The organism is Micromonospora sp. CPM1, from assembly GCF_023896895.1.
GTDB classification, from domain to species: Bacteria; Actinomycetota; Actinomycetes; order Mycobacteriales; family Micromonosporaceae; genus Micromonospora; species Micromonospora tulbaghiae.
In genome coordinates this window covers 16,279-43,195 of the sequence record NZ_JAMHIU010000033.1, presented here as the reverse complement: position 1 = coordinate 43,195, position 26,917 = coordinate 16,279, and the positions used below count along the sequence as shown (strand labels likewise).

Sequence of the window (26,917 nt, the reverse complement as noted above, 5' to 3'; positions counted from 1 at the left end):
AGGACAAGTCGACGCCACGGCACACCAACTGACAGCGGCCAGATCTTGCATGAGTCACCCATAGATCACCAACGTCGAACCCTACCGATACCAACCTCCCGGAACCGGCCCACCTATAGAAGCGTCGACGCGCGGAAGGGGCCGGGGGGGAAGGGCGAGGACGGGGGGCGCGGGTTACCAGTGGGTCAGGCGGGTGGCCAGGACCGTGAGGGCTGCCACGCCTGCCGTGGACGTGCGCAGGACGGACGGGCCCAGGCGGACCGTGCGGGCGCCCGCCTCGGCGAACGCGGCCAGCTCGTGGTCGGCGATGCCGCCCTCCGGGCCGACCACCAGGACGATCTCGCCGGCCGCCGGCAGGTCGACGGTGGTCAGCCGGTCCTGCGCGCCCTCGTGCAGCACGTACGCACCGGCCGCCCCGGCGATCCGGCGGGCCACCGAGACGGTGGACTCGTCCGGCGCGCCGGCCACCACCGGCAGCCACGGGCGGCGGGCCTGCTTGGCCGCCTCCCGGGCGGTGGCGACCCACTTCTGCCGGGCCCGTTCGCCCCGCTCGCCGCGCCACTGCGCCACCGAGCGGGACGCCGCCCAGGGCACGATCTCATCCACGCCTACCTCGGTCATCGCCTGCACGGCGAGTTCACCCCGGTCGCCCTTGGCGATGCCCTGCACCACGACCAGCCGGGGCACCGGCGCGTCCGCGTACCCCCGGCTGGTGAGCCGCAGGTCGAGCGTGCCGCGGCCGACGGCGGTGACCACCGCGGCGGCGGTGCCGCCCCGGCCGTCGGCGAGCACCAGTTCCTCGCCGACGCGCAGCCGCTGCACGGTGGCCGCGTGGTGGCCCTCCGGGCCGTCCAGCGTCAGCGTGTCACCGGTGGGCAGCGCGTCGACCAGGAACAGCGGCGCGGACACCTCAGGCGTGCCCGTTGAAGGCGTCGCGCATCCGGGAGAAGAAGCCGCCCTGCTTGGTCAGCTCGGCGACCTCCTCGCCACGCGTCTTGGCGAAGTCGCGCAGCATCCGCTCCTGGTCGGCGTCGAGCTTGGTCGGGGTACGCACGTCCAGGTGCACGTAGAGGTCGCCCCGGCCGGTGCCGCGCAGGTGCGGTACGCCCCGGGCGCGCAGCCGCAGCGTGCTGCCGGGCTGGGTGCCGGGCTTGACGTCGACCGTCTCCTCGCTGTCCAGCGTCTTGATGGTCAGCCGGGTACCGAGCGCGGCGGCGGTCATCGGCACCGTCACCCGGCAGTGCAGGTCGTCGCCCTTGCGGGAGTAGACGTCGTGCGGCCGCTCGTGGATCTCGACGTAGAGGTCGCCGGCGGTGCCGCCGCCCGGGCCGACCTCGCCCTGCTGGGCCAGGCGGATCCGCATGCCGTCCTCGACCCCGGCCGGGATCTTGACGGTCAGCGAGCGGCGGGTACGCACCCGGCCGTCGCCGGCGCAGGTCGGGCAGGGGTGCGGGATGGTGGTGCCGTAGCCCTGGCAGACGGTGCACGGGCGGGCCGAGACCACCTGACCGAGGAAGGTCCGCTGCACCGACTGCACCTCGCCGCGGCCGCCGCACGCCTCGCAGGTGGCCAGGTGGGTGCCGGCGGCGGTGCCGGCGCCGGAGCAGGTGGTGCAGAGCACCGCGGTGTCGACGGTGATCGGCGCCTCGACGCCGAACGCGGTCTCGTTGAGGTCCAGTTCCAGGCGCAGGATCGCGTCCGCGCCGGGGCGGGTACGCGGACGCGGGCCCCGGCTGCCGCCCGCGGCGCCGCCGAAGAACGCGTCCATGATGTCCTGGAAGCCGACGAACGGACCGGCGCCGCCCGGGCCGCCGGGACCGCCCGCGCCACCGCCGCCCGGGGCGAGCGGGTCGCCGCCCAGGTCGACGATCTGCCGCTTCCGGTCGTCCGAGAGGACCTCGTACGCGGCGTTGATGTCCTTGAACTTCTCCTGGGCCTCCGGGTCCGGATTGACGTCCGGGTGGAACTGCCGCGCCAGCTTGCGGTAGGCGCGCTTGATCTCGTCGTCGGAGGCGTCCCGGCTCACGCCGAGAATGCCGTAGTAGTCCCTGGCCACTGCGTTAGGTGTCCTCATGTTCGTCTCGCGTCGCTCCGGTCGTCGGCCGGAACCGGCCGTCGGCCCTGACTTGTCAGTTCTGGGCCAGCAGTTCGCCCACGTAGCGTGCCACGGCCCTCACCATGGCGATATTGCCGGGGTAGTCCATCCGGGTCGGCCCGAGCACGCCGAGTCCGCCGACGATCGTGCTGCCCGGTCCGTAGCCGGTGCTGACCACCGAGGCGGCCCGCAGGTTGTCGTATTCGTTCTCGTCGCCGATGAGCACCCGGGTGGTGCTCGGCTCGGTCTCGCCGATCAGCTTGAGCAGCACGACCTCTTCTTCGAGCGCCTCCAGGATGGGCCGCAGCGAACCCTGGAAGTCGAGCAGGCCACCCCGGGTGAGGTTGGCCTGGCCGGCCAGCGCGAGGCGCTCCTCGTGCCGTTCCACGAGCGTCTCCAGCAGCACGGTGGAGAGCGTGGTCATGGCCGGGCGCAGATGCGGCGCTGACTCGTCGACGAGCGCCTGCACCAGCGGCGGCGTCTCGGCGAGCTGGCTGCCGACGAGCTTCTCGTTCACCAGCCGGCGCAGGTCGGTCACGTCGTCGGCGGGCACCGGGGCGGGCAGCTCCACCAGCCGCTGCTCGACCCGGCCGGTGTCGGCGATCATGACGACCATCAGCCGGGTGGTGGAGATCGGCACCAGCTCCAGGTGGCGCACCTTGGAGCGGGCCAGGCTCGGGTACTGCACCACGGCGACCTGCCGGGTGAGCTGGGCGAGCAGCCGGACCGTACGGTGCACCACGTCGTCCAGGTCGACGGCGCCGACCAGGAAGCGCTCGATCGCCCGGCGCTCGGCCGGGCTGAGCGGCTTGACCCGGGAGAGCCGGTCGACGAAGAGGCGGTAGCCGCGGTCGGTGGGCACCCGGCCGGCGCTGGTGTGCGGCTGCCGGATGTAGCCCTCCTCCTCCAGCACCGCCATGTCGTTACGCACCGTGGCCGGCGAGACGCCGAGCTGGTGCCGCTCGACCAGGGCCTTGCTGCCGACCGGCTCCTGCGTGGCGACGTAGTCCTCGACGATGGCGCGCAGCACGGCGAGTTTGCGGTCGTCGAGACCCATTCCCCACCTCCTGACGCACCTCGGTCCGGCCGGCGCGCGGCATCCGCCGGGCGGCTGGCACTCGACTGTAGCGAGTGCCAGTCTACGTCGGCACCCCCGCCGATGCGATGATCGCCTGACGGACCTGCGGTGCGGCCCGCCACACAGCACGGCCCACCAGGGCCGAACAGCCGGTCATCGTCGGTCTGTGTCGCTCTGGTGCGGGTTGCCCGGTGCACCTACCGTGGCGACCATGACAGAACCTCCTCGCCCTCCCGGGGCAGGGGACTCCGGCCCCCAGCCCGACCCGTCGGCGCCCTACGGCTCGCCGGCCGGTGAACCGCCGACCGCTCCACTGTCCGGCGCGCCGGGCGCGGGCGGCTATCCCCCGCCCGGTGACTATCCGCCCCCGGGTGGCTACCCGCCTCCGGGCGGCCAACCTCCGCCGGGCGGCTACCCGCCCCCCGGTGGTTACCCCCCGCCGGGCGGCACGCCGGGCTACGGCGCCGGCTACCCCGCCGGTGGCGGATACGGCCCCGCCGCGTACGCCAACAACGACGAGAAGACCTGGGCGCTGGTGTCGCACTTCGGTGGCGCCGCGGGCGTCATCGTCGGCGGTGGCCTGCTCGGCTGGGTCGCTCCGCTCATCGCGCTGATGAGCCGGGGCCAGCAGTCGCCGGCGGTCCGCGCGCACGCCGTCGCGGCGCTGAACTTCCAGATCACCTGGGCCATCGCCAGCGTGCTCGCCTGGGTGATCACGATCATCACCTGCGGGATCCTGTTCTTCGTCCCGATGCTGGTCTGGCTGGTGCCGCTGATCTTCGGGATCATCGGCGGGGTCAAGGCGAACGACGGCGTGCTCTACCGCTACCCGATGAGCTACAGCTTCACCAAGTGACTCCGCCGGCCGGCCGAGGGGGCGGCCGGCCGGCCCCGGTCACGGCAGCAGGTCGCGTACCACCGCGTCGGCCAGCAGCCGGCCGCGCAGCGTCAGCACCACCAGCCCCCGCGCGTACGCCCCGGCGTCGAGCAGCCCGGCGTCCCGGGCCCGCTCGGCGCCCGCCCGGCCGGCGGCGTCCAGCACGTCCAGCGGCAGGCCGGAGGCGAGCCGCACCCGCAGCATCACGTCCTCCATGTGCTGCTCGTCAGCGGTGAGCCGTTCCCGGGCCAGCGCGGGCGAGGCGCCCTCGGCCAGGCGCGCCGCGTACGCGCTCGGGTGCTTGACGTTCCACCAGCGCACGCCGCCGACGTGGCTGTGCGCTCCCGGGCCCAGACCCCACCAGTCGGCGCTGGCCCAGTAGAGCAGGTTGTGCCGGCACCGGGCCGCCGCCGAGCGGGCCCAGTTCGACACCTCGTACCAGGAGAATCCGGCCTCGCCGAGCGCGGCCTCCGCGGCCAGGTAGCGGTCCGCCGCCACGTCGTCGGAGGGGTACGGCAGCTCGCCGCGGCGCATCCGCGCGGCCAGCCGGGTGCCGTCCTCCACGATCAGGGCGTACGCGCTGACGTGGTCCACGCCCGCGTCGACCACCTGGGCCAGCGAGGCGGCGAAGTCCTCGGCCGTCTCGCCCGGCGTGCCGTAGATCAGGTCCAGGTTCACGTGCTCGAACCCGGCGTCGCGCGCCTCCAGCGCGGCGGCGGTGGCCCGGCCCGCGCTGTGCCGCCGGTCGAGCACCGCGAGCACGCCCGGTGCGGCGGACTGCATGCCCAGCGAGATCCGGGTGTACCCGGCGGCTCGCAGCGTCTTGAGCGACTCCGGGCTCACCGACTCGGGGTTGGCCTCGGTGGTCACCTCGGCGTCGGCGGCCAGCCCCCAGACGCGGTCGATGCCGTCGAGGATCCGGGCCAGGTCGTCGGCGGGCAGCAGGGTGGGCGTGCCGCCGCCGACGAAGACGGTGTCGACCCGGGGCGGCGGCGAGTCGCCCAGCACCCGGGCGGCCAGCTCCAGCTCGGCCAGCACGGAGTCGGCGTACGTCTCCCGGCTCGCCCCGCCGCCCAGCTCCGACGCGGTGTACGTGTTGAAGTCGCAGTAACCGCACCGGCTGGCGCAGAACGGCACGTGGACGTACACGCCGAAGCCGCGCGCGCCGACGGCGCGAGTGGCGGTGGCGGGCAGCGATCCGTCGCGCGGGACGGGTTCGCCTTCTGGAAGGACGCCGGGCATGGCCACTAGTGTGCCCGGCATGACCTCTCCGGACGCTCTCGTGCGAGTCGCCACGGCCCGTGGGGTGACCACCCTCACCCTGGACAGCCCGCACAATCGCAACGCGCTCTCCACGCCCCTGATGACCGAGCTGCTGGCCGGGCTGGCCGGCGCGGTCGCCGACGACGCGGTACGCGCGATCGTGCTCGACCACACCGGCCCGGTCTTCTGCTCCGGCGCCGACCTGAAGGAGACAGCCGCCGCGTACGCCAGCGGGACGGTGCCCGCCGGGATGCTCGGCGACGTGCTCGTCGCGGTGCGAGAGTGCCCGAAGCCGGTGGTGGCGAAGGTGGCCGGGCCGGCCCGGGCCGGCGGGCTGGGCCTGATCGCCGCCGCCGACCTGGCGGTCTGCGCGCAGGAGGCGACGTTCGCGTTCACCGAGGTGCGGATCGGGGTGATCCCGGCGGTGATCTCGGCGACCGTGCTGCCCCGGCTGGGTCAGCGGGCCGCCGCCGAGCTGTACCTGACCGGCGACACGTTCGACGGCCGCCGGGCCGCCGAGATCGGCCTGGTCACCGCCGCGGTGCCGGCCGACGAGCTGGACGCCGCCGTCGAGCGCTACTGCGCCTCGCTGGTCAAGGGCGCCCCCGGGGCGCTGGCCGGGGCGAAGGAGCTGCTGCGCCGGCCCGCCGGGCCGGACCTGCGGGCCGAGATCGCCGAGTTGGCCGCGCTGTCGACCGGGTACTTCCTCTCCGACGAGGGGCGCGAGGGCGTGATGGCGTTCCGGGAGAAGCGTCCCGCCGCCTGGGTACCCGCCGAAGACTGAGGTTCGCGGCGGGCCCCGCGTGAGCCACCTGCGGCCGACGTGGGGCCCGCCGGTCGGCCGAGAGCCGCCGTGGCGGGTGGGACGTACGCTTGTCGGACTGTCGGGACAGGGGGTGCGGGTGCGGACGCGAGCGGCGATCGTGGCATCTGGGGTGGCGGTGTGCGTGCTGGCACTGCTCGCGGTCTACGTCGTCACCAAGCAGTTCGGCGAGCACCTGCGGCTGCCCCTGGCCAGCCGGACCTGCACCGTGAAGGCGGACGGCGAGGTGGTGCTCGGCGCCGACCAGATGGCGAACGCGGCCACCATCGCGGCCATCGGGATGCAGCGCCGGATGCCCGAGCGGGCGGTGGTGGTGGCGCTGGCGACCGCGTACCAGGAGTCGCACCTGCGCAACATCGCCCACGGCGACCGCGACTCGCTCGGCCTGTTCCAGCAGCGCCCGAGCCAGGGCTGGGGCACCCCGGAGGAGATCCAGGACCCGCGGTACGCGGCGAACAAGTTCTACGCCGCGCTGAAGAAGGTCAAGGGCTGGGAGCGGATGCGGATCACCGACGCCGCCCAGCGGGTGCAGCGCTCGGCGTTCCCCGAGGCGTACCAGAAGTGGGCGGACGAGTCGGAGGTCCTCACCCGCGCGTTGCTCGGCCACGCGACCGGCGCGGTGGCCTGCACGGTCGGCTCGCCGCCGACGATGCGCGGCCCGGCCGCCGCCAGCGCCGTGCTGGAGAGCCTGTCGCTGGACTGGGGGCTGCCCCGGCTGGCCACGGCGACCGACCTGACCGCGCTCACCGTGCCGGCCGGCGACGACCGCAACGGCTGGCGGTACGCGCACTGGCTCGTCTCGCACGCCGACGACCACGGCGTGAAGAAGGTCCGCTTCGGCAACCTGGAGTGGACCGCCGAGCAGGGCTCCTGGGCCCGGGTGAAGGGCGATCCGACCACCGAGGTGCGCGCCGAGGTGTTCGCCGCGGCCTGACCGGCGCCCGCCGGGTCAGCCCTTGACCGCTCCCGCCACCAGGCCGGAGACCATCCGGCGCTGCACCAGCAGGAAGAAGACGATCACCGGCAGGGTGAACAGCGTGGACGCGGCCATGACCGAGCCCCAGGCGGTGTCGTCCCGGCCGAAGAAGAACGTCATCGCGACCGGCAGCGTGTACTTCTGCTGATCGTTGATGAACGTCAGCGCGAAGATCAGTTCGTTCCACGCGGTGATGAACGAGAAGATGCTGGTGGCGACCAGGCCGGGCGCGACGAGCGGGAACAGCACCTTGCGGAACGTCTGGGCCCGGCTGGCGCCGTCGATGGCGGCGGCCTCCTCCAGTTCCTTGGGCACCGCGGCGACGAAGCCGCGCAGCATCCAGACCGCGAACGGCAGCGAGAAACCGAGGTACGTGAGGATCAGGCTGGGCAGCGTGTTGTAGAGGCCGAGCCGCTGGATCATCAGGAACAGCGGGATGACCAGCGCCTCCAGCGGGATCATCTGCACCACCAGCAGCATGATCAGGAACGTGGTGCGCAGCTTGAACCGGAACCGGGCCACGGCGGTCGCGGCGAGCAGCGCGACCAGCCCGCTCAGCAGCACCGTCGCCAGCGCGACGAGCGCGCTGTTGAGGAAGAAGTCGGCGAACGTGACGCCCGGGATCAGGTTGCCGGTGAGGATCTCCCGGTAGTGCTCCAGCGTCGGCTCCGCCGGCACCGGCCGGGGGGTGGACGAGAAGATCTCCCGGTTGGGCTTCAGCGAGGTCGCCACCATCCAGTAGACCGGGAACGCGGCGAAGAGCGCGACCAGCAGGCCCGCGCCGTTGAGGGCGATCTTCTTCATCATTCGTCCTCCTGCCGCAGCACCATGCGGACGTACAGGGCGGTCACCACGAGCAGGATCACGGTGAGGATGACGGCGATGGCGGAGCCGAGGCCGTACTTGGGCGGCGGCGAGAACGCCTCCGCGTACGAGTAGATCGACAGCATGAACGTCGACCGGTCCTGGGTGCCGCCGGCCAGCACGAACTGCTGGGTGAAGACCTTGAAGTCCCAGATCGTGGAGAGCACCACGAGGATGCCGAAGACCGGCCGCAGCACGGGGAACGTGACCGACCAGAACACCTTCCACGGCCCGGCGCCGTCGACGCGGGCCGCCTCCTGCAGCTCCGTCGGCACGCTCTTGAGCCCGGCCAGGACGCTCACCGCGATGAACGGGAACGAGTGCCAGACCACCACGAGCGTCAGGATGGCGAAGAACAGCAGCGGGTCGTTGAACCAGCCGTACCCGGTCCAGTCGCTGCGCCCGAACAGCGCCGTGGACAGCCCGTCCGGGAGCTTGTTGAACAGCCAGGTGACCAGGCCGCTGGTGTCGTCGAAGATCCACTTCCAGACGATCGTGCCGGTCAGCGCCGGGGTGGCCCAGGCGAGCATCACGCAGCTCGCCACGAACGTGGCCATCTTCTTGCCCAGGCGGTTGAGCAGCAGCCCGACCAGCGTGCCGAGGATCATCGTGAGCGCCACGTTGGCGAGCGCGAACAGCACGGTGTTGCGCAGCACCGTACGGAAGAACGGGTCGCCGAGGATCTGCGCGTAGTTGGCCAGGCCGACCCACGGCCACTCGCGGTCGCCGCGTAGCTGCCGGACGCTGTCCAGCTTGTGGAAGGACATCCACACGACCTGGCCGAGCGGCCAGAGCAGCAACACGGCGATGATCGCCAGGCAGGGCAGCAGGAGCAGGTACGGAAGGTGGTCCACCCGGCGACGGCGCCGCCGCGCGGGGGTCTCCCGCGCGGCGGCCTCGCCGGTGGCCTCGGTCAGCGTGGTCACTTGGCGTTGAGGATGCTTTCCATCTCGGTGGCCGCGTCGGCGGTGGCCTTCTCGACCGTCTTCTGGCCCTTGATGACCGAGCTGTTCATCGCCTGGGTCACCGTCTTGGTGCGGCTGACCTCGACCCACTTCGGGGTGAGCGGGGTCAGCTTGGTGTTCTGGATGGCGGTGGCGAACGCGGCCATCACCTTGTCGTTCGCGTAGTCGCCGCTGCTGACCAGGTCCTGGTAGACCGGGAAGAAGCCGAGGCTGCTGGCGAACTCCTTGTCCTTCTGCTTGCTCAGCAGCACGGTCATGTAGTCCCAGGCCAGCGCCTGCCGCTCGCTGTCCTTCCAGATGGCGATGTCGGATCCGCCGGCGAACGCCGGGGCGGGCTTGCCGTCCGGGCCGGGGATCGGGAACGTGCCCCACACCTTCTCGATGTCGGGGTTGTCCTTCTTCATCGCGCCGCCCTGCCAGCTACCGGCGAACGCCATGGCGGCCTTGCCGGTGGCGAACTGGGTGCGGGCGTCGACCTCGTTCCACCCGGCCGCGGCCGGCGGGGCGACCTTGTGCACGGTCACCAGGTCGGTCCAGAACTTGACCGCCTTCTGCGCCTCGGGCGTGTTGTAGCCGGACTTCCAGCTGTCGCCCTCCTTGGTGGCGATCTCCGCGCCGGCACCCCAGAGGAAGGAGTAGAACGGCAGCTCGGAGTTGCCGGGCAGGGCGATGCCGTAGGTGCCGGGCTTCTTGGCCTGCACGGCCTTCGCCGCGGCGACCATCTCGTCCCAGGTCGTCGGCGGCTTCACGCCGGCCTCGGCGAACCAGTCGGTGCGGTAGTAGACGGCGCGCACGCCGGCGTACCACGGCACGCCGTACTGCTTGCCGTCGAGCTGGGCGTTCTTGACCAGGTCGGGCAGGATGTCCTTGCCCTCGGACCAGCCGTTGAACTTGTCCGAGACGTCGGCCAGGGCCTCCTGTGCGGCCCAGCCCTGGGTCTCGGTGTTGCCCAGCTCGGTGACGTCCGGGCCCTCGCCACCGGCGAGCGCGGCCTGGAACTTCTTCGGCGCCTCGAGCCAGGGGATGTACTGCACCACGACGTCGGTCTCGGGGTGCTTCTTCTTGAACTCCGCCTCGACGCTGTCGAGGAACGTGGTCTGGGCGTCGCCGCCCTCACCCATCATCCACACAGTGAGCTTGCTGTTGTCGGCGGCCTTGTCGTCGTCGCCGGAGCCACCGCACGCGGTCAGCACCAACGCGGCCGACGCCACGATGGCGGTGACCGGAGCCAGCCGCTTCCACCTGTTCACGCCATATCTCCCTCAGGGCCGTTTGGCACTAACCTTCTCCGCCGCACCTTAGTAGGAAAATTTCCTTTACAACAGGGGGTGTTCGTGACGGAGGGCACAGGCGACCGTATCGCAGCCGGAGGCCCGGCCGACATCGATGCCGTCCGGGCAGTTCAGGGCCCCACGTACGCCGACGGGCGCCCGGCCGGTGAGGCCGGGCGCCCGTCGAGGCGCGTGGTGCGGGGTCAGTAGCGCGAGACGCTGCGGCGACGGCCGATACCGGCCACCAGGGCCACGCCGATCGCGGCGAAGAGCACCTGCAGCAGCAGCTCGCGCCAGTCGATGCCGGCGGTCTCGGCGAAGCCGGAGGCCCGGGCCACGATCGTGCCCAGAAGCGCGGCGCCGACGCCGATCAGCATGTGCAGCCACATCGGCATGTTCTGCCGGCCCGGCACGACCAGCCGGCCCAGCGCGCCGACGATCAGACCCACGACGAGCGCGGTGATGATGCCCCAGACGGTGAACTCCACGGTCGGTCCTCCTAAGCGATTTCGCACGTTCTGTGTGCGTTTGCTGTCGTGCCCGCTAAGTGCCCGACGCATCGAAAACCGAAACCGGCGGCATCGACCGCCGCTCCCCCGACCGGGACGAACCCGCAGGTGGGAGCGCTGCCAGAGGCTGAAAATTTCCTGGGTACGCGAACCGGCCGGCGCCCTGGGGACAGGACGCCGGCCGGTTCGTGGAGCCTGACCGTTACTTCTTGCCGGCGGGCTTGCCGTCGCCGGAGTCGGACGACAGCGCCGCGATGAACGCCTCCTGAGGAACCTCCACCCGGCCCACCATCTTCATCCGCTTCTTGCCCTCCTTCTGCTTCTCCAGCAGCTTGCGCTTCCGGCTGATGTCACCGCCGTAGCACTTGGCGAGCACGTCCTTGCGGATCGCGCGGATGGTCTCCCGGGCGATCACCCGGCTGCCGATGGCCGCCTGGATCGGCACCTCGAACTGCTGGCGCGGGATCAGCGAGCGCAGCTTCGCCGCGATCGTCGTGCCGTACGTGTACGCCTTGTCCTTGTGCACGATCGCGCTGAACGCGTCGACCGGCTCGCCGTGCAGCAGGATGTCGACCTTGACCAGGTCGGACGCCTGCTCGCCGGAGGGCTCGTAGTCCAGCGAGGCGTACCCCTTGGTGCGGCTCTTGAGCTGGTCGAAGAAGTCGAAGATGATCTCGGCCAGCGGCAGCGTGTAGCGCAGCTCCACCCGGTCGGCGGAGAGGTAGTCCATGCCGAGCAGGCTGCCCCGGCGGCCCTGGCACAGCTCCATCACCGCGCCGACGTAGTCGTTCGGGGTCAGCACCGTCGCCCGCACGGTCGGCTCGTACACCTCGGCGATCTTGCCGGTCGGGTACTCGCTCGGGTTGGTGACCACGATCTCCTCGCCGTCCTCCTGGATGGCCCGGTAGACCACGTTCGGGGCGGTGGAGATCAGGTCGAGGTTGAACTCCCGCTCCAGCCGCTCCCGGATGATCTCCAGGTGCAGCAGGCCGAGGAAGCCGCAGCGGAAGCCGAAGCCCAGCGCGCCGGAGGTCTCCGGCTCGTACGTGAGCGCCGCGTCGTTGAGCTTGAGCTTGTCCAGCGCCTCGCGCAGGTTCGGGTAGTCCGAGCCGTCGATCGGATAGAGACCCGAGTAGACCATCGGCTTCGGATCCTTGTAGCCGCCGAGCGCCTCCTTGGCCGGGTTGTTGTTGATGGTGACGGTGTCACCCACCCGGGACTGGCGCACGTCCTTCACGCCGGTGATCAGGTAACCCACCTCGCCGACGCCGAGCGCGTCGGCCTTCACCATCTCCGGCGAGATGACGCCGATCTCCAGCAGCTCGTGGACCGCGCCGGTGGACATCATCTTGATCCGGTCCCGGGCGGAGATCCGGCCGTCGATCACCCGGACGTACGTGACCACGCCCCGGTAGACGTCGTACACCGAGTCGAAGATCATCGCGCGGGCCGGAGCCGCGGCGTCGCCCACCGGCGGCACGAACTGGCGGACGATCTCGTCCAGCAGGTAGGGCACGCCCTCGCCGGTCTTGCCGGAGACCTTGATGCAGTCCGCCGGGTCGCCGCCGATCAGGTGGGCCAGCTCCTCGGCGTACTTCTCCGGCTGGGCGGCCGGCAGGTCGATCTTGTTGAGCACCGGGATGATGTGCAGGTCGTTCTCGAGCGCCAGGTAGAGGTTGGCCAGCGTCTGCGCCTCGATGCCCTGCGCGGCGTCGACGAGCAGGATCGCGCCCTCGCAGGCGGCCAGCGAACGGGACACCTCGTAGGTGAAGTCCACGTGGCCCGGGGTGTCGATCATGTTGAGCACGGCGGTCTCGCCGGCCCGGTCGCCCTCGCGGATCGTCCACGGCATCCGCACGGCCTGGCTCTTGATGGTGATGCCGCGCTCGCGCTCGATGTCCATCCGGTCCAGGTACTGCGCGCGCATCTGCCGCGGGTCGACCACACCGGTGAGCTGCAACATCCGGTCGGCCAGGGTCGACTTCCCGTGGTCGATGTGGGCGATGATGCAGAAGTTCCGGATGCGCGCCGGGTCGGTGGCACCAGGAGCGTTCGCGCCGGGATCGAGCGTCGGTGGCACAGCGGTCCGTTCTGGTCGGCTGACGTGAGCGGCCGGCGCGCCGCCGGCCCCCTCCATGGTCCCACGTCGCCCGGGGCGCGCCCGGACTCCCCCTTCACTCCACCGCTATTCCACGGGTGGCTCCGCTATTCCACGGGTGGCTCGACGAACAGGGCGGCCAGCCTCGGCAGGCGGCGGCGGGCCTCCTCCTCGTCGTCGAAGTCCCAGAAGTCGTTGAGGTCGGGCACCGGAACCGGGTCACGCTCGGCCGGCAGGTCGGACGCGGTGGCCTTCCGGTACGCGTCCCACGGCACCGCCAGCATCTCCTCGCACTCGAACTCCTCGCCGCTGAGCGCCGCGGCACGCACCTGCGGCAGCTCGGCCAGCGCGTCGGGGTCGCCGACCGCCCGCGCGAACACCGCCCGCCCCTGGGTCATCAGCCAGCCCCGGAAGTATTCGAAGCCGTCGTCCGAGGCGCCCCCGTTGATGAGGTAGGCCGCGCCCCAGAGGTCGACCTTGTAGGAGGCGGCGAGCACCCGCCGCTGGTGGTGGGCGTACCCGACGATCTCCTCCGGGTCGCGCTCGGCCAGCAGCGCGACCGCCCGGGCGGCGACCGCGTCGGGCTCTCCCCCGGCACCCGCGCGGGCGTCGTCGATCAACTGCCAGAACTCCTCGGTCCTCATGACGGGCAGTCTGGCAGAGCCCACCGACGCGCCGGTTCGCCGCGCACCGCCGGTGCGGCAGCATGGAGCGGTGCGCGCGATCTCCCTACCGCCGGTTCCGTACGGGTCGACAGCCGTCCGGCCCGGCTGGGCCGACCTGCCGGCCGGGCTGCGGGACGCGCTGGCCGCCCGGATCGGCGGCGAACCGGCGGCGGTCCGGGTGACGGCCGGCGGGTTCACCAGCGGCTTCGCCGCCGTACTGACCGGCCTTACCGGCGAGCGCGTGTTCGTCAAGGCGGCGGCACTGCACGGGCAACGGCACCTGGTCGACTGGTACGCCCACGAGGCGGTGATCCTGGCCCGGCTCCCGGCGGGCCTGCCGGTGCCCCGGCCGCGCTGGGCGCTCACCGAGTCCGGCTGGTACGCGGTCGCGCTCGACGCGATCGACGGGCACACCCCCCGGCTGCCCTGGGAGCCGGCCGAGCTGCACGCCGCCCTCGCCACGTACGCCGAGATCGCCGCCGCGCTCGCCGAACCGCCCGCGGAGCTGGCCGCGCTCCGGCTCCCCCGCCTCGCGGACCTGGCCCGCGACGACATCCTCTGGTGGGGCGAGGTGGCCGCCGGACGCGAGCCGCTGCCCGAGCCGGCGGCCGGCGCGCCGCTGGCCGAGCTGGTCGCGCTGGAGTCGCGCCTGCCCGGGTACGCCGACGCGGCACCCGGGCTGGCCCACGGCGACCTGCGGGTGGACAACCTCCTGATCGACTCCGGCGGACGGGCCTGGCTGTGCGACTGGCCCTGGCTCTGCCACGGGCCGGCCTGGTTCGACCTGGCCGGGCTGCTGCTCACCGCATACGCCAGCGGCCTGGACGCGGACGCCGCGTTCGCCGCCCACCCGGCGGCGGCCGGGGCGCCCGCTGACGCGCTGGACGTGACGCTCGCCGCGCTGGCCGGGTACTTCCTGACCGGCGCCGAGGCCGGGCCGTCCAACGCCTCCCCGCACCTGCGCGCCCACCAGCGCTGGAGCGGGGAGCAGGCACTCGGCTGGCTGGCCGAGCGCCGGGGCTGGTCCTGGGCACACCCCACCCCTTCCCCTTGATCCACACCAGTTCGGCGAGATGGCGGCATCCCACGGGCCCTGACCCCGCCACCTCCCCGAAGTGGCCCGCCGCTTCGGGTTGGTGGTGGGGATCGGACGGGCCGGGCGGAGGCGTTTTGGCTCGTACGGGGCCGACCTGGTAGCCTGGCTTTTCGCGCGGCGATGACGCATGCTCGTCGTGCGCGAAAGCAGACCAACCCGAGCTATCAAGACGAGGCTGTCGCGTGGCGAACATCAAGTCCCAGATCAAGCGCAACCGGCAGAACGAGAAGCGCCGGCTGCGTAACAAGTCGGTCAAGTCGTCGCTGAAGACCGCCATCCGGAAGTTCCACGAGGCTGCCGAGGCGGGCGACACCGAGAAGGCCACCGTGCTCATGCGTGAGGCCACCCGCAAGCTGGACAAGGCTGCCAGCAAGGGTGTCATCCACTCGAACCAGGCGGCCAACCGGAAGTCGGCGATCGCCAAGCGCGTCGCCTCGTTCTCTGCCTGACCAGCGCTACAGATCCCACCGGAAGCCCCGGGGTCATTGTGCCCGCGGGGCTTCCGCCTGTCCGCACTCCCCCACGGAGCGGACGCAGCGCGCGGAGATCTTGGAGGATTTCGGCCCCTATAGGGGCCCTTTCGTACCAAGATCTGCGGCGGTGATCGGTGCCGCCGACGGGCAGCGGTGGCCCGGACTGGGTGCATGTGCGGTCGGCTGGCCGGTGATCACGTCGGCGGGAGGATGCGGACCTCGGGAGGCGCGGCGGGCGGCTTTGGTGTGCCGCAGCCCACCGCGGCCGAGGCGAGCTGGGGGTCGGCGCACACCGGGGACGCCGTGGTCACCGCTCGCCGGGGCGGTCGAACGTCGAGCGTCGCGGCTGGTGGTAGCGGACGCCCCGAGGGTCGGCGACCGGCGTCGGAGTGCCCGGAAACGCCCGCCCGCTCGCCGGCGCCGCGCCGCCTGACAACGCGCGAGCGCTCGCCGATGTCGGTGCGCCCGGCAGTGCGCGGGCGCTAGTGGGCACCCGGGCCCGCCCGATCACCGGCTCCATCTGCCGGCGGAAGCGGTCCCGCTCCTGCTCGGGCACCTGCGCGGCGGTGCGGACGACCATCTCGGCCACCACGTCGTTGAGCTTGACCATCGCGGCCACCGCGACCGGCAGCACGAGCACCGCCCACCAGCTCACCAGTTCGGCGAGCGCGAGCAGCACGGCCAGCGCCACCGCGCCCTCGAAGAAGAGGAAGCAGAGCACCCCACCCGGGTTGACGAAGCGCAGTCCCAGCACCCGGGCGTAGAGCGGGCGGTACCGCTCCTCGTCCGTGGCCACCGTCGACCACGCTCGGGTCACCGGGCGCCGCCCTGCCGGGCCGCCGCCACCGAGAACACGGCCCGCTCCAGCGCGTACGCCCGGTCGTCGGCGCCGCCCTTGACGGCCGCGTTGCACTCGGCGGCCACCCGCATCGCCTCGACCAGGCCCTCGGGCGTCCAGCCCCGGGCGCGCACCTGGGCCTTCTCGATCTTCCAGGCCGGCATGCCGAGCGTCTTGGCCAGCTGGAACGCGCTGCCCCGGCCGGCGGCGGCGACCCGGGCCACGGTCCGTACGCCGTCGGCCAGCGCGTCGGCGATCGGCACCGGGTCGACGCCGACGTGCAACGCCCACCGCAGCGCCTCCAGCGCGCCGGGCACGTCACCGACCATCGTCGCGTCGGCGACGGTGAAGCCGGTCACCTCGGCCCGTCCCCGGTAGTACCGGGCGACCGTGTCCGCGCCGATCCGCCCGTCGGTGTCGGCGACCAGCTGCGAGCAGGCGGCGGCCAGCTCACGCATGTCGTTGCCGACGGCGGCGACCAGGGCGTCGGCCGCGTCGGGCGTGCACTTGCCGCCGATGCGGCGGATCTCGTCCCGCACGAACGCGGCCCGCTCCCGGTCGCCCTTGAGCTTCACCGCCGGCACCACAGCGGCGCCGGCCGCCCGCAGGCCGTCGGCGAACGCCTTGCCCTTGGCCCCGCCCAGGTGCAGCACGACGAGCTGCACGTCGGGGTCGGGATTCTTCGCGTACGCGAGCAGCGCGGTCGACAGGTCCTTGCGGGCGTCCTGACCGGAGCGGAGCACGAGCACCCGGCGACCGCCGAACAGCGACGGGCTGAGCATCTCGGCGATCTCGCCGACGGTGAGCGTGCCGGCCTGGTATTCCCGCACGTCCACGTCGGGGTCGACCTCGCGGGCCCGGGCGACGGCTTCGGTGACCGCTCGCGTGGCGAGCAGCTCCTCGTCGCCGAGGACGAGCACAATAGGAGGCAGGTCGGCGGGGGTCACGTCGCCCATACTCGCACGCCCTCCGACCCGGCCGGGCCTGCTCATCGGGGACTGTGACGGCGCAGCCCGCACACAGCGCAAATCCAGACATTTGCCTTGATCCCCCATCTACTGCGACAAGATCCCCCGGTTATCGAGGCGGCCCCGACTCGGCCCCGCGTTTCACCACCGCGAGACCGGCACCCGCCCGGACCGCCGCCACGTCCCCGTCGGTGTCGGTACGCAGCACCCGCGCGCCGCCCCGGGTCAGCCGGTCCAGCAGCCCGGCGTTGGGGTGCCCGTAGTCGTTGTCGACCCCCACGCACACCAGCGCCACCGCCGGGCGCACCGCGGCGAGGAACTCCGGCGCCTGGTACGCCGACCCGTGGTGGGCCACCTTCAGCACGTCGGCCCGGATCTGGGCGGCCGGCGTCGTCTCCAGCATCGCCCGCTGTTCCTCCGTCTCGGCGTCCCCGGTGAGCAGGATCCGTACCCCGCCCACGGTGGCGGCCAGCACCAGCGAGTTGTTGTTCGGATCGGACCGGCTTCCCCGCAGCGGGTACGGCGGCCCGACGGCGACCAGGTCCACCGCGCCCGCCCGCCACCGCCACCCCGCCTGCACCGAAGCGACCGGCGCACCGGCCCGGCGGGCCGCATCCCGTACCTGGGCTGCGCCGTAGGGCGGCTCGGACCAGGACGGACCCACCACCGCACCCACCCGACGGCCGCGGAACACCCCGGCCACGCCGCCGACGTGGTCGACGTGGAAGTGGCTGACCACCAGTAGCGGCACGTCGCGTACGCGGAGGCGGCGCAGGCAGGCGTCCACGCCGGACGGCTCCGGGCCGGCGTCGACCACCACGGCCCGGCCGGCGCCGACCGGCAGCACCACCGCGTCCCCCTGCCCCACCGCGCACGCCACCACCACCCAGCCGCGCGGCGGCCAGCCGGAGGCGAGCAGCCGGACCGGCACCGCGCCAAGCACCACCGCCACCGCGACGACAGCGATCAGCCGGCGCGCCCGGCGTCGGCGGAAGGCGAGCAGCAGCGCCACGCTCACCGCCGCCAGCAGCAGGGCGCCGGCCACCCCGCCCGCCCACGGCAGGTTCCCGGCCGGCAGGTCCGCCCCGTACGCGGCCACCGCCACCAGCCAGCGCGCCGGCCAACTCGCCAGCCAGGCCAGGAACTCCGCGCCGCCCGGCCACACCGGCGACAGCACCGCCGCCAGCACGCCGAGCACAGTGGCCGGCGCGACGGCCGGCACCGCCAGCAGGTTCGCCGGCACGGCCACCAGGCTGACAGTGGCGGACAGTCCGGCGATCACCGGGCCGCAGGCGAGTTGTGCTGCGGCCGGCACCGCCAGCGCCTCGGCCAGCCCGCTCGGTACGCCCCGCCGCCGCAGCGCGTCCCGCCATCCCGGCGCGAGCAGCAGCAGTCCGCCGGTGGCACACACCGACAACGCGAAACCCGGATCGCCCGCGAGGTCCGGGTCGAACAGGACCAGCCCGGTGACCGCCGCGGCGAGCGCGGGCAGCGCCGATCGGGACCGCCCGGCGGCGAGCGCGGCGAGCCCGATCGCGCCCATCGCCGCGGCGCGCACCACGCTCGGCGAAGGCCGGACGAGGATGACGAACCCGACGAGCGCGAGTACGCAGAGCGTGGCGGCGGTACGCGGACCGGCGCGCGCCCAGCGGGCCAGCAGCAGCACCGCCCCGACGACGATCGCCACGTTGGAGCCGGACACCGCGTTGAGGTGCGTCATCCCGGTGGCCCGGAAGTCCTCCTCCACCTCCGGAAGCAGCCGGCGGGTGTCGCCCACCACGAGCCCTGGCAGCAGCCCGCCCGGCGCGTCGGGCAGCGGCTCGCAGGCCCGTTGCAGCCCGGCGCGCAGCACGCCTGCCGCCCGTTGCGGCCACGACGCGTCGCCGCGCAGCGTGGGCGGGTCGGCGGTGGAGAGCACGGCGGCGGTGAGGTCGCCGCCACGCGGGGCGGACAGCCGTCCCCGGCTGGTGACCCGCTGCCCGGGCAGCAGTGGACGCCAGGCCGGGTCGGTGGCGAGCACCAGCGCGCGGACGGGACCGGTGACGCGAGCGCCGTCGGGTCCGGTGAGCCGGATCAGATCCACGCGGACCAGCAGCATCGGTGGGCGGCCGGGCGCACCGCGTACCGGACGGGGGTCGTCGCGGAGCACCAGCTCGGCGGTGACCGGGGCACGGTCGGTGACGAGCGCGCGGACCGGGGCGGCGTCGCGGACCGCGACCCGGGCGCCGGTGGCGGCCGCGCCGCAGAGCACGCCGAGCAGCACGGCGACCGCGATCCAGCCGTAGCGGCGGACCGTTGCACCCGGCCGGCCCAGCACGCCGCACAGGTGTAGGCCCGTGACCAGGGCGAGCGCGGCGGCGACGGCGGCCATCCACACCGTCACCCGGACCGTGAGGTGCAGCCCGGCCAGCGCGGCGAGCCAGGCCGCAACCGCCAACCCGGCCAGCCGAAGATCGGGCACGTCGCGGTCGGCCGCGTCGCCATCGAGGGGCGCGGGAAACCCTCGGCCGAGCTCACCGCCCGCCACAGCGCCGGACAGCGTCCCGGAGGCCACGGGAACGCCCCGACCACGCTCACCCCCCGCCGCAGCGCCGGCCGGCCCGGTCTCGTGAGCACCGGCTCGCCCTGCGGCGCTCCTACCGGCGATGCCAGGGCGATCCAGGGCCGGGCGCGGCCCGCGTCGCCGGCTCACACCGTCACCAGTTCCTTGAGCTGCTCGTACCGGGCGTCGCCGATGCCGTCGACCTGGCGCAGGTCGGACACGGACCGGAACCCGCCGTTGCGGTCCCGGTGGTCGAGGATCCGCTGGGCGAGGACCGGCCCGACGCCAGGCAGCGCGTCGAGCTGGGCCAGCGTCGCCGTGTTGAGGTTGACCGGGCCGGCGGGCGCCGCCGAGCCGCCCGGCGCACCGCCGCCCGCTGCGGCGGGTCCGGCCTGCCCCGGCGGGGCGGTGACGCCGACCAGGATCAGCTCCCCGTCGGTGACCTTGCGAGCCGGGTTGAGCAGCGCCACGTCGACACCGGGCAGCGCGCCGCCGGCCGCCTCGATCGCGTCGGCCACCCGCGCGCCGGCCGGGAGGCGGACGAGGCCGGGACGCCGGACCTTGCCGGCCAGCGCGACGACCACCTGACCGGGTGAGCCGGCCGGCGCGGGCACGCCGGGGACAGCTTCGGTCGCCGCGCTCACCGGCGCCTCGGCGGACGCCGCTACCGGCTGGACGGGCTCGGCGCTGGGACGTGAGCGCCACGCCCAGACGGCGGCCATCACGACCACCACTGCCGCCACCGCCGCGAGCGCCCGCACACCCCGGCGGCCGGGGTCGAACGCCCCTGGGCCGGGCAGCCGGGACACCAGACCTCGCACAGACGCCGACGGAGGGTCAATCTCGGCGTCCGTCGCAACGGACGCGGGATCGCCGAATGGCTGCTCCCACACGCCGTCAGGCTCCGGGAGAGCTGGTCGCAGCCCGTAGCCCGGCTCGCCCTCACCTGTCACACGCCCGGAACCGGATCCGGGCCGATCCTCCGGGCCCAGCCCACCGCCGGATCCCGAACCAGGCCGAGCCCTGGATCCCAGACCGGCCCCACCGGACCCGCGCGCAGAGCCGGACGGATCCTTGGAGTCCGGCCCGAACGCACCAGGGCCGCGCCCAGAGGCGGAATCCAGCCCGGTCCCACCTGACCCAGGTTCGAGACCCGGCTCGAAGGACCGCCGGGGCTCGGGCGGAGACAGCGCCTCCGGCATCATCGCGCCGATGGGCCGGCGCGGACGGCCGACAAGAGCCGGCGGGGCGGCACCTGCCGCATCAGCGCCCCCGAACAGCCGGGCGAGCCGCCGCCGTACCGTCGTCTCCTCGTCGTCTGGCACGGCTCGGGACGCTACGGCGACGGCTCGTCAACCGTCGGCCGGTGAACTCTCACCTGTGGACGACGGGAGCACTGTGGACAGCAACCCGATCAAACCCTGATTGTGCTAGGGCAGCCGGGAGGCGAAGCTCAGCGCGCCTCCGGGTCCAGGCCGAGCGCGGCCCGTCCCCCGTCCACCGGCACCGTCGCGCCGTTGACGAACGAGGCGCGGTCGGAGAGCAGGAACGCGACCACCTCGGCCACCTCGTCGGTACGCCCGATCCGGCCGAGCGGGTGCAGCCTGGCCATCTCCGCGTCGACGTGCGCCACCCCGGCCGGGTCGAGTCCGGCCAGGTAGGCGGCGTGCCGTTCGGTGTGGATCGAGCCGAGCGCGACGGCGTTGGCGCGGATGCCGCGCGGACCGTAGTCGACGGCGAGCGCCCGGGTCAGCCCCTCCAACGCGGCCTTCGCGGTGGCGTACGGCAGCGCGCCGGGCACCGCCCGGCGGGCCTGGTGGGAGGAGACGTTGACGATCGCGCCGCCGGACCCGGCGGCCAGGAACCGGCGTACGGCGGTGCCGGCTCCCGCGACGGCGGGCCGCAGGTTGAGCGCGATCAGGTCGACGACCTCAGCCGCGGGCGCGCGGTGCAGGTCGGCGTCGCGGAAGACGGCGGCGTTGTTGACCCAGCCGGCCAGCGGCGCGTACGCCTCGGCGCGGTCGGCGGCCCGGCCGGTGACCGCCTCGTCGCCGGCGTCGCCGGTCACGGCGTGCAGCCGGTCGGCCAGCGGATGCCGGGCCAGCCAGTCTAGCGCGCTGGTGTCCCGCTCGACCACGACCACGGTTCCGCCGTCGGCGGCCAGCCGTTCGACGATGGCCCGTCCGACTCCGCGCCCGCCGCCGGTGACGACGTACGACAGTGGGCTCATCCGGCCACCCTAGGGCGTGCGGCGGTGCACCACCACGCATGCCAGGCCGGGTCCGGCGTGCGCGGCGACCACCGCTCCGGCCTCGGTGACGTACGTGTCGTGCAGGCGGTCGCCCAGCCGCTCGGTCAGCGCCGCCAGCAGTTGCTCGGCCCGTTGCGGCGCGGCGAGGTGGTGCACGGCGAGGTCCACAGGGGCGTCGTCCGCTGCCTCGACTGCCAGGTCGATCAGGCGTGCCACGCCCCGGCTGGCGGTACGGACCTTGTCCTTCACCACGATCGCGCCGTCCGGCATGTGCATGATCGGCTTGACCGAGAGGGCGGTGCCGAGCAGTGCCTCGGCCGCGTTGATCCGGCCGCCCCGGCGCAGGAACTCCAGCGTGTCGACGTAGAAGTAGATGGTGGTACGGGCGACCGCGTCCAGCGCCGCGTCGCGTACCCCGGTCAGGTCGGCACCCCCGGCGGCGGCCGCGGCGGCGGCGAGCGCCGGGAAGCCGAGGCCCATGCCGGTGGATCGGCTGTCGACCACTGTCACCCGGTCGTCGCCGACCTCGGCGGCGGCCAGCCGGGCGGCCTCGACGGTGCCGGACAGCTCGGCGGACAGGTGCACCGACACGACCCCGTCGGCGCCCTCGGCGAGCAGCGCGCGGTAGACCTGCGCGAACTGTTCCGGCGCGGGCCGGGACGTGCTCACCGAGACCCGCCGGCCGCTCAGCGCGCGGGTGGCGTCGGCCGGGGAGGTCTCGACGCCCTCCAGCCCTTCCGCGCCGTTGAGGACGACTGTGAGCGGGACGACTGTGAGCCCGCGTGCGCGGACCAGGTCGGGCGGCAGGTAGGCGGTGGAGTCGGTGACGACCGCGACGGGCATGACCGGCACGCTAGCCGATGGCGCTGTGACGTGCCGGGGCCGGAGGTGTCAGACCGCGTCGGTGAGCGCCGGCTGGGTGATCAGGCCGACGTTGTGCGCGCGCAGGTGCCAGCCCCGGACGTCGTCGTGGCGCAGTTCGGTCCAGTGGCAGTTGGCCAGCGAACCGAGGCTGCGCAGCACCGTGTGGTCCCAGCCGAGCAGGTGGCCGACGCCCTGCCGGGCGCCGCCGCCGTGGGTGGTCACCACGACGGTGCCGCCGGTGGCCAGGTCGGCCGCGTCCTGGAACCCGGCGCCGAGCCGGGCGCCCAGGTCACCCAGGGGCTCGATGCCGGCGCCGGGGTCGGGGTCGCCGGCCCGCCAGCGGGCGTACTCGTCGGGGTAGCGCTCGGCCACCTCGGTGAGGGTGAGGCCCTGCCAGGTGCCGAAGTGCCGTTCGCGCAGCCGGGCGTCGGAGCGTACCGGCAGCCCGGTCAGCGCCGCGAGCGCGGCGGCGGTGTCGGCGGCCCGGCGCAGGTCGCTGGCGACGATCGCGTCCGGGCGCAGCGCGGCCAGCACCGGCGCGGCGGCGCGGGCCTGCTCCCGGCCGAGGTCGTTGAGCGGCACGTCGGTCTGGCCCTGGACCCGGCTCGCGGCGTTCCAGTCGGTGTTGCCGTGCCGCCAGACGATCAGGCGGGTCATTCGGCGGTGGCGGTGCCGGCGGCCGAGTCGGCCAGGTCGCGATCGGTGAACGGGATCTGCGGGCAGTCCTTCCAGAGCCGGTCGAGCGCGTAGAACTCGCGCTCCTCGGTGTGCTGGACGTGGACCACGATGTCGACGTAGTCGAGCAGCACCCAGCGGCCGCCCCGCTCGCCCTCGCGGCGCACCGGCTTGGCCTTCTCCGGCAGCTCCAGCAGGCGCTCCTCGATGGCGTCGACGATGGCGAGCACCTGACGCTCGTTCGGAGCGGCGGCCAGCAGGAACGCGTCGGTGATCGCGAGCTGGTCGCCCACGTCGATGATGACGATGTCCTGTGCCTTCTTGTCGGCCGCGGCCTGGGCGGCGGCCATCGCCAGCTCGTGCGCGCGTTCGGAAACTGTCACCGTTCTCCTTCGATCAACCGTGCGACCCTCCAAGCCTCTCACACCCGGCGGTGCGCCGACTTGTCAGTTCTGGTCGATTTCAGGCATGAACCGGGACGTACGGGGGCGAATCACCGCTGGTAGAGGCGCCGTTTCGCGATGTACTGCACCACACCGTCGGGCACCAGGTACCACACCGGCTCCCCGCGGGCGACGCGCGCGCGGCAGTCGGTCGAGGAGATGGCCATCGCGGGCACCTGCACCAGGCTCACCGAGTCGGCCGGGAGGTGCTTGTCGGTGAGTTCGAAACCGGGCCGGGTCACGCCGATGAAGTGGGCCAGTTCGAGCGCCTCGTCCAGGTCCTTCCAGGAGAGGATGCGCTCCAGGGCGTCCGCCCCGGTGATGAAGAACAGCTGCGCCTTCGGGCCGTACTCGGCGTGCAGGTCGCGCAGCGTGTCGACGGTGTAGGTGGGACCGCCCCGGTCGATGTCGACCCGGCTCACCTGGAAACGCGGGTTGGAGGCGGTGGCGATCACCGTCATGAGGTAGCGGTCCTCGGCCGGGGTGACCGCTTCCTCCGCCTTCTGCCACGGTTGCCCGGTCGGCACGAACACGACCTCGTCCAGACCGAACCGGTCGGCCACCTCGCTCGCCGCCACCAGGTGCCCGTGGTGGATCGGGTCGAACGTGCCGCCCATGATGCCGACCCGCCGGATGTCTTCCTCCACCCAGCGATCGTAGGCCGCGCCCCGCACGGGCCCGGGCGGGGTCGGCCACGCCGGGCGGATGAGCCCGCCCGGCGTGGCTTCGGTCAGGCCGACGCGGCGGCCACCGCCGTCCGGGCCACGAGCGCCCGGCGCATGTCGTCGTCCAGGTCGGTCACCCACCGCCGCAGGCCGGGCGTCAGGTCGTCGCGGGCCAGCAGCGCCGCGGCCGTCTCCCGGGTGGTCTGCGCCACGGCGTAGCGGGGGTACGCGGCGATAGTGACCGCGTCGGCCACCCACGCGGTACGCAGACGCGCCGCCGCCGGCATGTCGGCGAAGTAGCGCTCCACGTAGCCGGCGGTCAGCTCGGCCTGCTCGGGCTGCCAGAAGCCCTCTGCGGTCGCCTCGACCAGGCGGTTGGACAGCTCGGTGCTGCGGGTGACGATCTCCCAGGCGGCGCGCTTCGCGTCGGCGTCGGGCAGCGCGGCCCGGCACGCGGCGGCCTGCTCGGCGCCGGTGGCGCTGCGGTCGGCGTCGGTCTCGGCGTCGATCTCCGGCGTCCCGGCCGCGCCGAGCACCACGAGCCGGCGCAGCACCGCCCAGCGCAGGTCGGCGTCGATCGCCAGCCCCGGCGGAACGCCCTCCCCGGCCAGCCAGCCGGTCAGCATCGCGGTGTCGGTGGTGGCGCCGATCAGACCGCGCGCGGCGGCGAGCTGCAACGAGCCGCCCGCGGACGCCGAGTCGAGCAGCGCCGCGCAGGCGTTCGCCACCCGCAGCAGCGCCGCGTCACGGGCGAGCGGATCGAGGTAACGGTCGATCAGCCGGCGGCTGAGCAGCAGCACGTCCTCGACGATCGTCACCTCGGTCTCGGCCGGAAGCGCAGCCCCGATCAGCTCGGCGAGCGCGCCGGCCGGCCGTTCCCCGTCGGTGACCGCGTCCAGCGTCTCGGCCCAGAGCAGCGCCCGGGCCAGCGAATCGTCGATCGCGGGAAGCAGCAGCGGCACCGCGTCCGCCGAGGCCGGATCGAGCCGGATCTTCGCGAACGTCAGGTCACCGGCGTTCGGCAGCACGAGCCCGGTGGCGGGCCGCCCGACCAGCTCGGGCAGGGGCGTACGGCCGCCGTCGGCGTCCGGGTCGAGGTCGACCTCGAACCGGTACGCCGGGCCGTCGGCGGTGTGGTGGGCCACGCCGATGCGGTGCGGCCGCAGCACCGGGTGGCTCGCCGGGGCGGTCTGCACGATCGCCACGTCGGTCCACCGGCCGTCGGCGTCCACAGCGGTGTCGACCCGCAGCGTGTTCACCTGCGCACGGCGCAGCCAGCGTTCCGCCCAGCCGTCCAGGTCGCGACCGCTCGCCGCGCCCAGGGCGGCCAGCAGGTCGGCGAGCGTCGCGTTGCCGAACCGGTGCGCGGCGAAGTGCGCGTTCAGCCCGGCCAGGAACGCCTCGTCGCCGAGCCAGGCGACGAGCTGGCGCAGCACGCTGGCACCCTTGGCGTACGAGATGCCGTCGAAGTTCAGCAGCGCCTGCGCGGCGTCGGCGACCTCCTCCGGTGCCACGGGATGGGTGGAGGGGCGCTGGTCGGCGGTGTAGCCCCACGCCTTGCGACGGCTCGCGAACGTGGTCCACGCCCGGTCGAACCGGGTCGCCTCGGCGGTGACCCGGGTGCCGAGGTATTCGGCGAACGACTCGTTGAGCCAGAGGTCGTCCCACCAGCTCATGGTGACCAGGTCACCGAACCACATGTGCGCCATCTCGTGGGCGATGGTGGTGGCGCGCAGCTCCCGCTGGGTGTCGGTGACGGCGGAGCGGAAGACGTAGTCGTCGCGGATCGTGACCAGGCCCGGGTTCTCCATCGCGCCGGCGTTGAACTCGGGCACGAACGCCTGGTCGTACTTGCCGAACGGGTAGCGCTCGGCGAAGAGCTGGTGGAAGCGGTCGAGGCACTGCCGGGTGACGGTGAAGATCTCGTCGGCGTCGGCGTCCAGGTGGGCCGCGAGCGAACGCCGGCAGTAGAGGCCGAGCGGGATGCCGTCGTGCTCGGCGCGCAGCACGTGCCAGGGGCCGGCGATCAGCGAGACGAAGTACGTGGCCAGCGGCTCGGTGGGGGCGAACTCCCAGCGCCCGGGCGCGGGCCGGTCGGCGAGCGGCCCGTTGGCGGCGACAGTCCACTGCGGCGGCGCGGTGACGGTCAGCGTCACCGGTGCCTTCAGGTCGGGCTGGTCGAACGCGGCGAAGATGCGCGGCCCGTCGTCCAGGAAGGACATCGCGTAGAGGTACGTCTCGCCGTCGGCCGGGTCGACGAAGCGGTGCAGGCCTTCGCCGGTGTTGGAGTAGGCCATCTCGGCCTCGACGGTGAGCGTGTTGGTCGCGGCCAGGCCGGTCAGCGGGAGCCGGTCGCCGGCCAGCAGGGCCGGGTCGAGGTCGCGGTCGTTGAGGCGGGCGGCGAGGAGTCGGCGCGGCTTGACGTCGACGAAGGTCTCGGCGCCGGGGGTGGCCCGGAACCGGATGGTGACGGCGGAGCGGAACCGCTCGGCGTCGCCGGTCAGGTCGAGGTCCACATCGTAGGACTCGACAGCGATCGACGCGCGGCGCGCGGTCGCCTCTGCACGGGTGAGGCTCGGCATCCGCTTATCCTGCCCGATGAGGTCCGCTCGGGCCTT

Annotated in this window: 25 protein-coding genes; 5 read left to right on the top strand and 20 right to left on the bottom strand. The window is 73.4% G+C overall.

Annotated elements, in window-relative coordinates; genetic code table 11:
- Positions 1-174: 174 nt before the first annotated feature.
- From M8C11_RS27715 to hrcA, 3 genes are all read right to left on the bottom strand, one after another.
- Positions 175-909 (bottom strand): 16S rRNA (uracil(1498)-N(3))-methyltransferase, encoded by a 735-nt coding sequence (locus tag M8C11_RS27715; RefSeq protein WP_121683479.1) that lies wholly within the window; start codon positions 907-909, stop codon positions 175-177.
- A 1-nt stretch (position 910) separates the two neighbouring features.
- A complete protein-coding gene (dnaJ, locus tag M8C11_RS27710; protein ID WP_176710436.1) occupies positions 911-2,056 on the bottom strand; it encodes a molecular chaperone DnaJ in 1,146 nt (381 codons plus the stop codon).
- 73 nt (positions 2,057-2,129) lie between these two features.
- On the bottom strand, positions 2,130-3,152 hold the full coding sequence (gene hrcA / locus M8C11_RS27705) for a heat-inducible transcriptional repressor HrcA (RefSeq protein WP_091572036.1): 1,023 nt from the start codon (positions 3,150-3,152) through the stop codon (positions 2,130-2,132).
- 232 nt (positions 3,153-3,384) lie between these two features.
- Between hrcA and M8C11_RS30440 the strand changes: the two genes are divergently transcribed.
- Complete coding sequence (locus tag M8C11_RS30440; protein WP_305884576.1) at positions 3,385-4,029, top strand: DUF4870 domain-containing protein; 645 nt, start codon at positions 3,385-3,387, stop codon at positions 4,027-4,029.
- Positions 4,030-4,068: 39 nt separating this feature from the next.
- Here M8C11_RS30440 and hemW read toward each other — a convergent pair whose 3' ends face one another.
- Positions 4,069-5,292: a radical SAM family heme chaperone HemW gene (gene hemW, locus M8C11_RS27690; protein ID WP_252454287.1), complete on the bottom strand. Its 1,224-nt coding sequence runs from the start codon at positions 5,290-5,292 to the stop codon at positions 4,069-4,071.
- 19 nt (positions 5,293-5,311) lie between these two features.
- Between hemW and M8C11_RS27685 the strand changes: the two genes are divergently transcribed.
- A complete protein-coding gene (locus M8C11_RS27685; RefSeq protein ID WP_252454285.1) occupies positions 5,312-6,097 on the top strand; it encodes an enoyl-CoA hydratase-related protein in 786 nt (261 codons plus the stop codon).
- Positions 6,098-6,209: 112 nt separating this feature from the next.
- A complete protein-coding gene (locus tag M8C11_RS27680) occupies positions 6,210-7,070 on the top strand; it encodes a hypothetical protein (RefSeq protein WP_199733070.1) in 861 nt (286 codons plus the stop codon).
- Positions 7,071-7,085: 15 nt separating this feature from the next.
- Here M8C11_RS27680 and M8C11_RS27675 read toward each other — a convergent pair whose 3' ends face one another.
- From M8C11_RS27675 to M8C11_RS27650, 6 genes are all read right to left on the bottom strand, one after another.
- The gene (locus M8C11_RS27675) at positions 7,086-7,919 is read right to left on the bottom strand and encodes a carbohydrate ABC transporter permease (protein ID WP_013287980.1); all 834 of its coding nucleotides are present in this window, start codon (positions 7,917-7,919) and stop codon (positions 7,086-7,088) included.
- Positions 7,916-8,902 (bottom strand): carbohydrate ABC transporter permease, encoded by a 987-nt coding sequence (locus M8C11_RS27670; RefSeq protein ID WP_013287981.1) that lies wholly within the window; start codon positions 8,900-8,902, stop codon positions 7,916-7,918. The genes M8C11_RS27675 and M8C11_RS27670 overlap by 4 nt, the downstream gene beginning before the upstream one ends.
- A complete protein-coding gene (locus M8C11_RS27665; RefSeq protein ID WP_252454283.1) occupies positions 8,899-10,191 on the bottom strand; it encodes an extracellular solute-binding protein in 1,293 nt (430 codons plus the stop codon). Before M8C11_RS27665 ends, M8C11_RS27670 begins: the two co-directional genes overlap by 4 nt.
- 224 nt (positions 10,192-10,415) lie before the next feature.
- Positions 10,416-10,700: a GlsB/YeaQ/YmgE family stress response membrane protein gene (locus M8C11_RS27660; RefSeq protein WP_252454281.1), complete on the bottom strand. Its 285-nt coding sequence runs from the start codon at positions 10,698-10,700 to the stop codon at positions 10,416-10,418.
- A gap of 223 nt (positions 10,701-10,923) precedes the next feature.
- Positions 10,924-12,801 (bottom strand): translation elongation factor 4, encoded by a 1,878-nt coding sequence (lepA, locus tag M8C11_RS27655; protein WP_252454279.1) that lies wholly within the window; start codon positions 12,799-12,801, stop codon positions 10,924-10,926.
- Positions 12,802-12,926: 125 nt separating this feature from the next.
- Positions 12,927-13,463, bottom strand: a complete 537-nt coding sequence (locus M8C11_RS27650) for a DUF4240 domain-containing protein (RefSeq protein ID WP_120568499.1) — start codon at positions 13,461-13,463, stop codon at positions 12,927-12,929.
- Here M8C11_RS27650 and M8C11_RS27645 point away from each other — a divergent pair.
- Positions 13,462-14,538 (top strand): aminoglycoside phosphotransferase family protein, encoded by a 1,077-nt coding sequence (locus M8C11_RS27645; protein ID WP_252454278.1) that lies wholly within the window; start codon positions 13,462-13,464, stop codon positions 14,536-14,538. The two genes, M8C11_RS27650 and M8C11_RS27645, sit on opposite strands and share 2 nt — an antisense overlap.
- 224 nt (positions 14,539-14,762) lie before the next feature.
- Positions 14,763-15,029, top strand: coding sequence for a 30S ribosomal protein S20 (rpsT, locus tag M8C11_RS27640; RefSeq protein ID WP_013287988.1), 267 nt, complete (start codon positions 14,763-14,765; stop codon positions 15,027-15,029).
- Between the two features lie 331 nt (positions 15,030-15,360).
- Here the strand turns inward: rpsT and M8C11_RS27635 are convergent, their stop codons facing one another.
- The 10 genes from M8C11_RS27635 to pepN all read right to left on the bottom strand — a co-directional run bounded on the left by M8C11_RS27635 (position 15,361) and on the right by pepN (position 26,881).
- Complete coding sequence (locus tag M8C11_RS27635; RefSeq protein ID WP_252454276.1) at positions 15,361-15,870, bottom strand: hypothetical protein; 510 nt, start codon at positions 15,868-15,870, stop codon at positions 15,361-15,363.
- A complete protein-coding gene (holA, locus tag M8C11_RS27630) occupies positions 15,867-16,847 on the bottom strand; it encodes a DNA polymerase III subunit delta (protein WP_252454274.1) in 981 nt (326 codons plus the stop codon). Before holA ends, M8C11_RS27635 begins: the two co-directional genes overlap by 4 nt.
- Before the next feature lie 121 nt (positions 16,848-16,968).
- Complete coding sequence (locus M8C11_RS27625; protein ID WP_252454272.1) at positions 16,969-19,320, bottom strand: ComEC/Rec2 family competence protein; 2,352 nt, start codon at positions 19,318-19,320, stop codon at positions 16,969-16,971.
- 227 nt (positions 19,321-19,547) lie between these two features.
- The gene (locus tag M8C11_RS27620) at positions 19,548-20,393 is read right to left on the bottom strand and encodes a helix-hairpin-helix domain-containing protein (protein WP_374669255.1); all 846 of its coding nucleotides are present in this window, start codon (positions 20,391-20,393) and stop codon (positions 19,548-19,550) included.
- Between the two features lie 461 nt (positions 20,394-20,854).
- Positions 20,855-21,631 (bottom strand): SDR family NAD(P)-dependent oxidoreductase, encoded by a 777-nt coding sequence (locus tag M8C11_RS27615; protein WP_252454271.1) that lies wholly within the window; start codon positions 21,629-21,631, stop codon positions 20,855-20,857.
- Positions 21,632-21,640: 9 nt separating this feature from the next.
- Positions 21,641-22,495 carry a DegV family protein gene (locus tag M8C11_RS27610; RefSeq protein WP_252454270.1) on the bottom strand — a complete coding sequence of 285 codons (855 nt, stop codon included), beginning with the start codon at positions 22,493-22,495 and terminating at the stop codon, positions 21,641-21,643.
- 48 nt (positions 22,496-22,543) lie between these two features.
- Positions 22,544-23,173: a histidine phosphatase family protein gene (locus M8C11_RS27605; RefSeq protein WP_252454269.1), complete on the bottom strand. Its 630-nt coding sequence runs from the start codon at positions 23,171-23,173 to the stop codon at positions 22,544-22,546.
- The gene (gene rsfS / locus M8C11_RS27600; RefSeq protein WP_013287996.1) at positions 23,170-23,574 is read right to left on the bottom strand and encodes a ribosome silencing factor; all 405 of its coding nucleotides are present in this window, start codon (positions 23,572-23,574) and stop codon (positions 23,170-23,172) included. Before rsfS ends, M8C11_RS27605 begins: the two co-directional genes overlap by 4 nt.
- Positions 23,575-23,684: 110 nt before the next feature.
- On the bottom strand, positions 23,685-24,281 hold the full coding sequence (gene nadD, locus M8C11_RS27595; RefSeq protein WP_013475510.1) for a nicotinate-nucleotide adenylyltransferase: 597 nt from the start codon (positions 24,279-24,281) through the stop codon (positions 23,685-23,687).
- An 83-nt stretch (positions 24,282-24,364) separates the two neighbouring features.
- Positions 24,365-26,881: an aminopeptidase N gene (pepN, locus tag M8C11_RS27590; RefSeq protein WP_252454268.1), complete on the bottom strand. Its 2,517-nt coding sequence runs from the start codon at positions 26,879-26,881 to the stop codon at positions 24,365-24,367.
- Positions 26,882-26,917 lie beyond the last annotated feature (36 nt).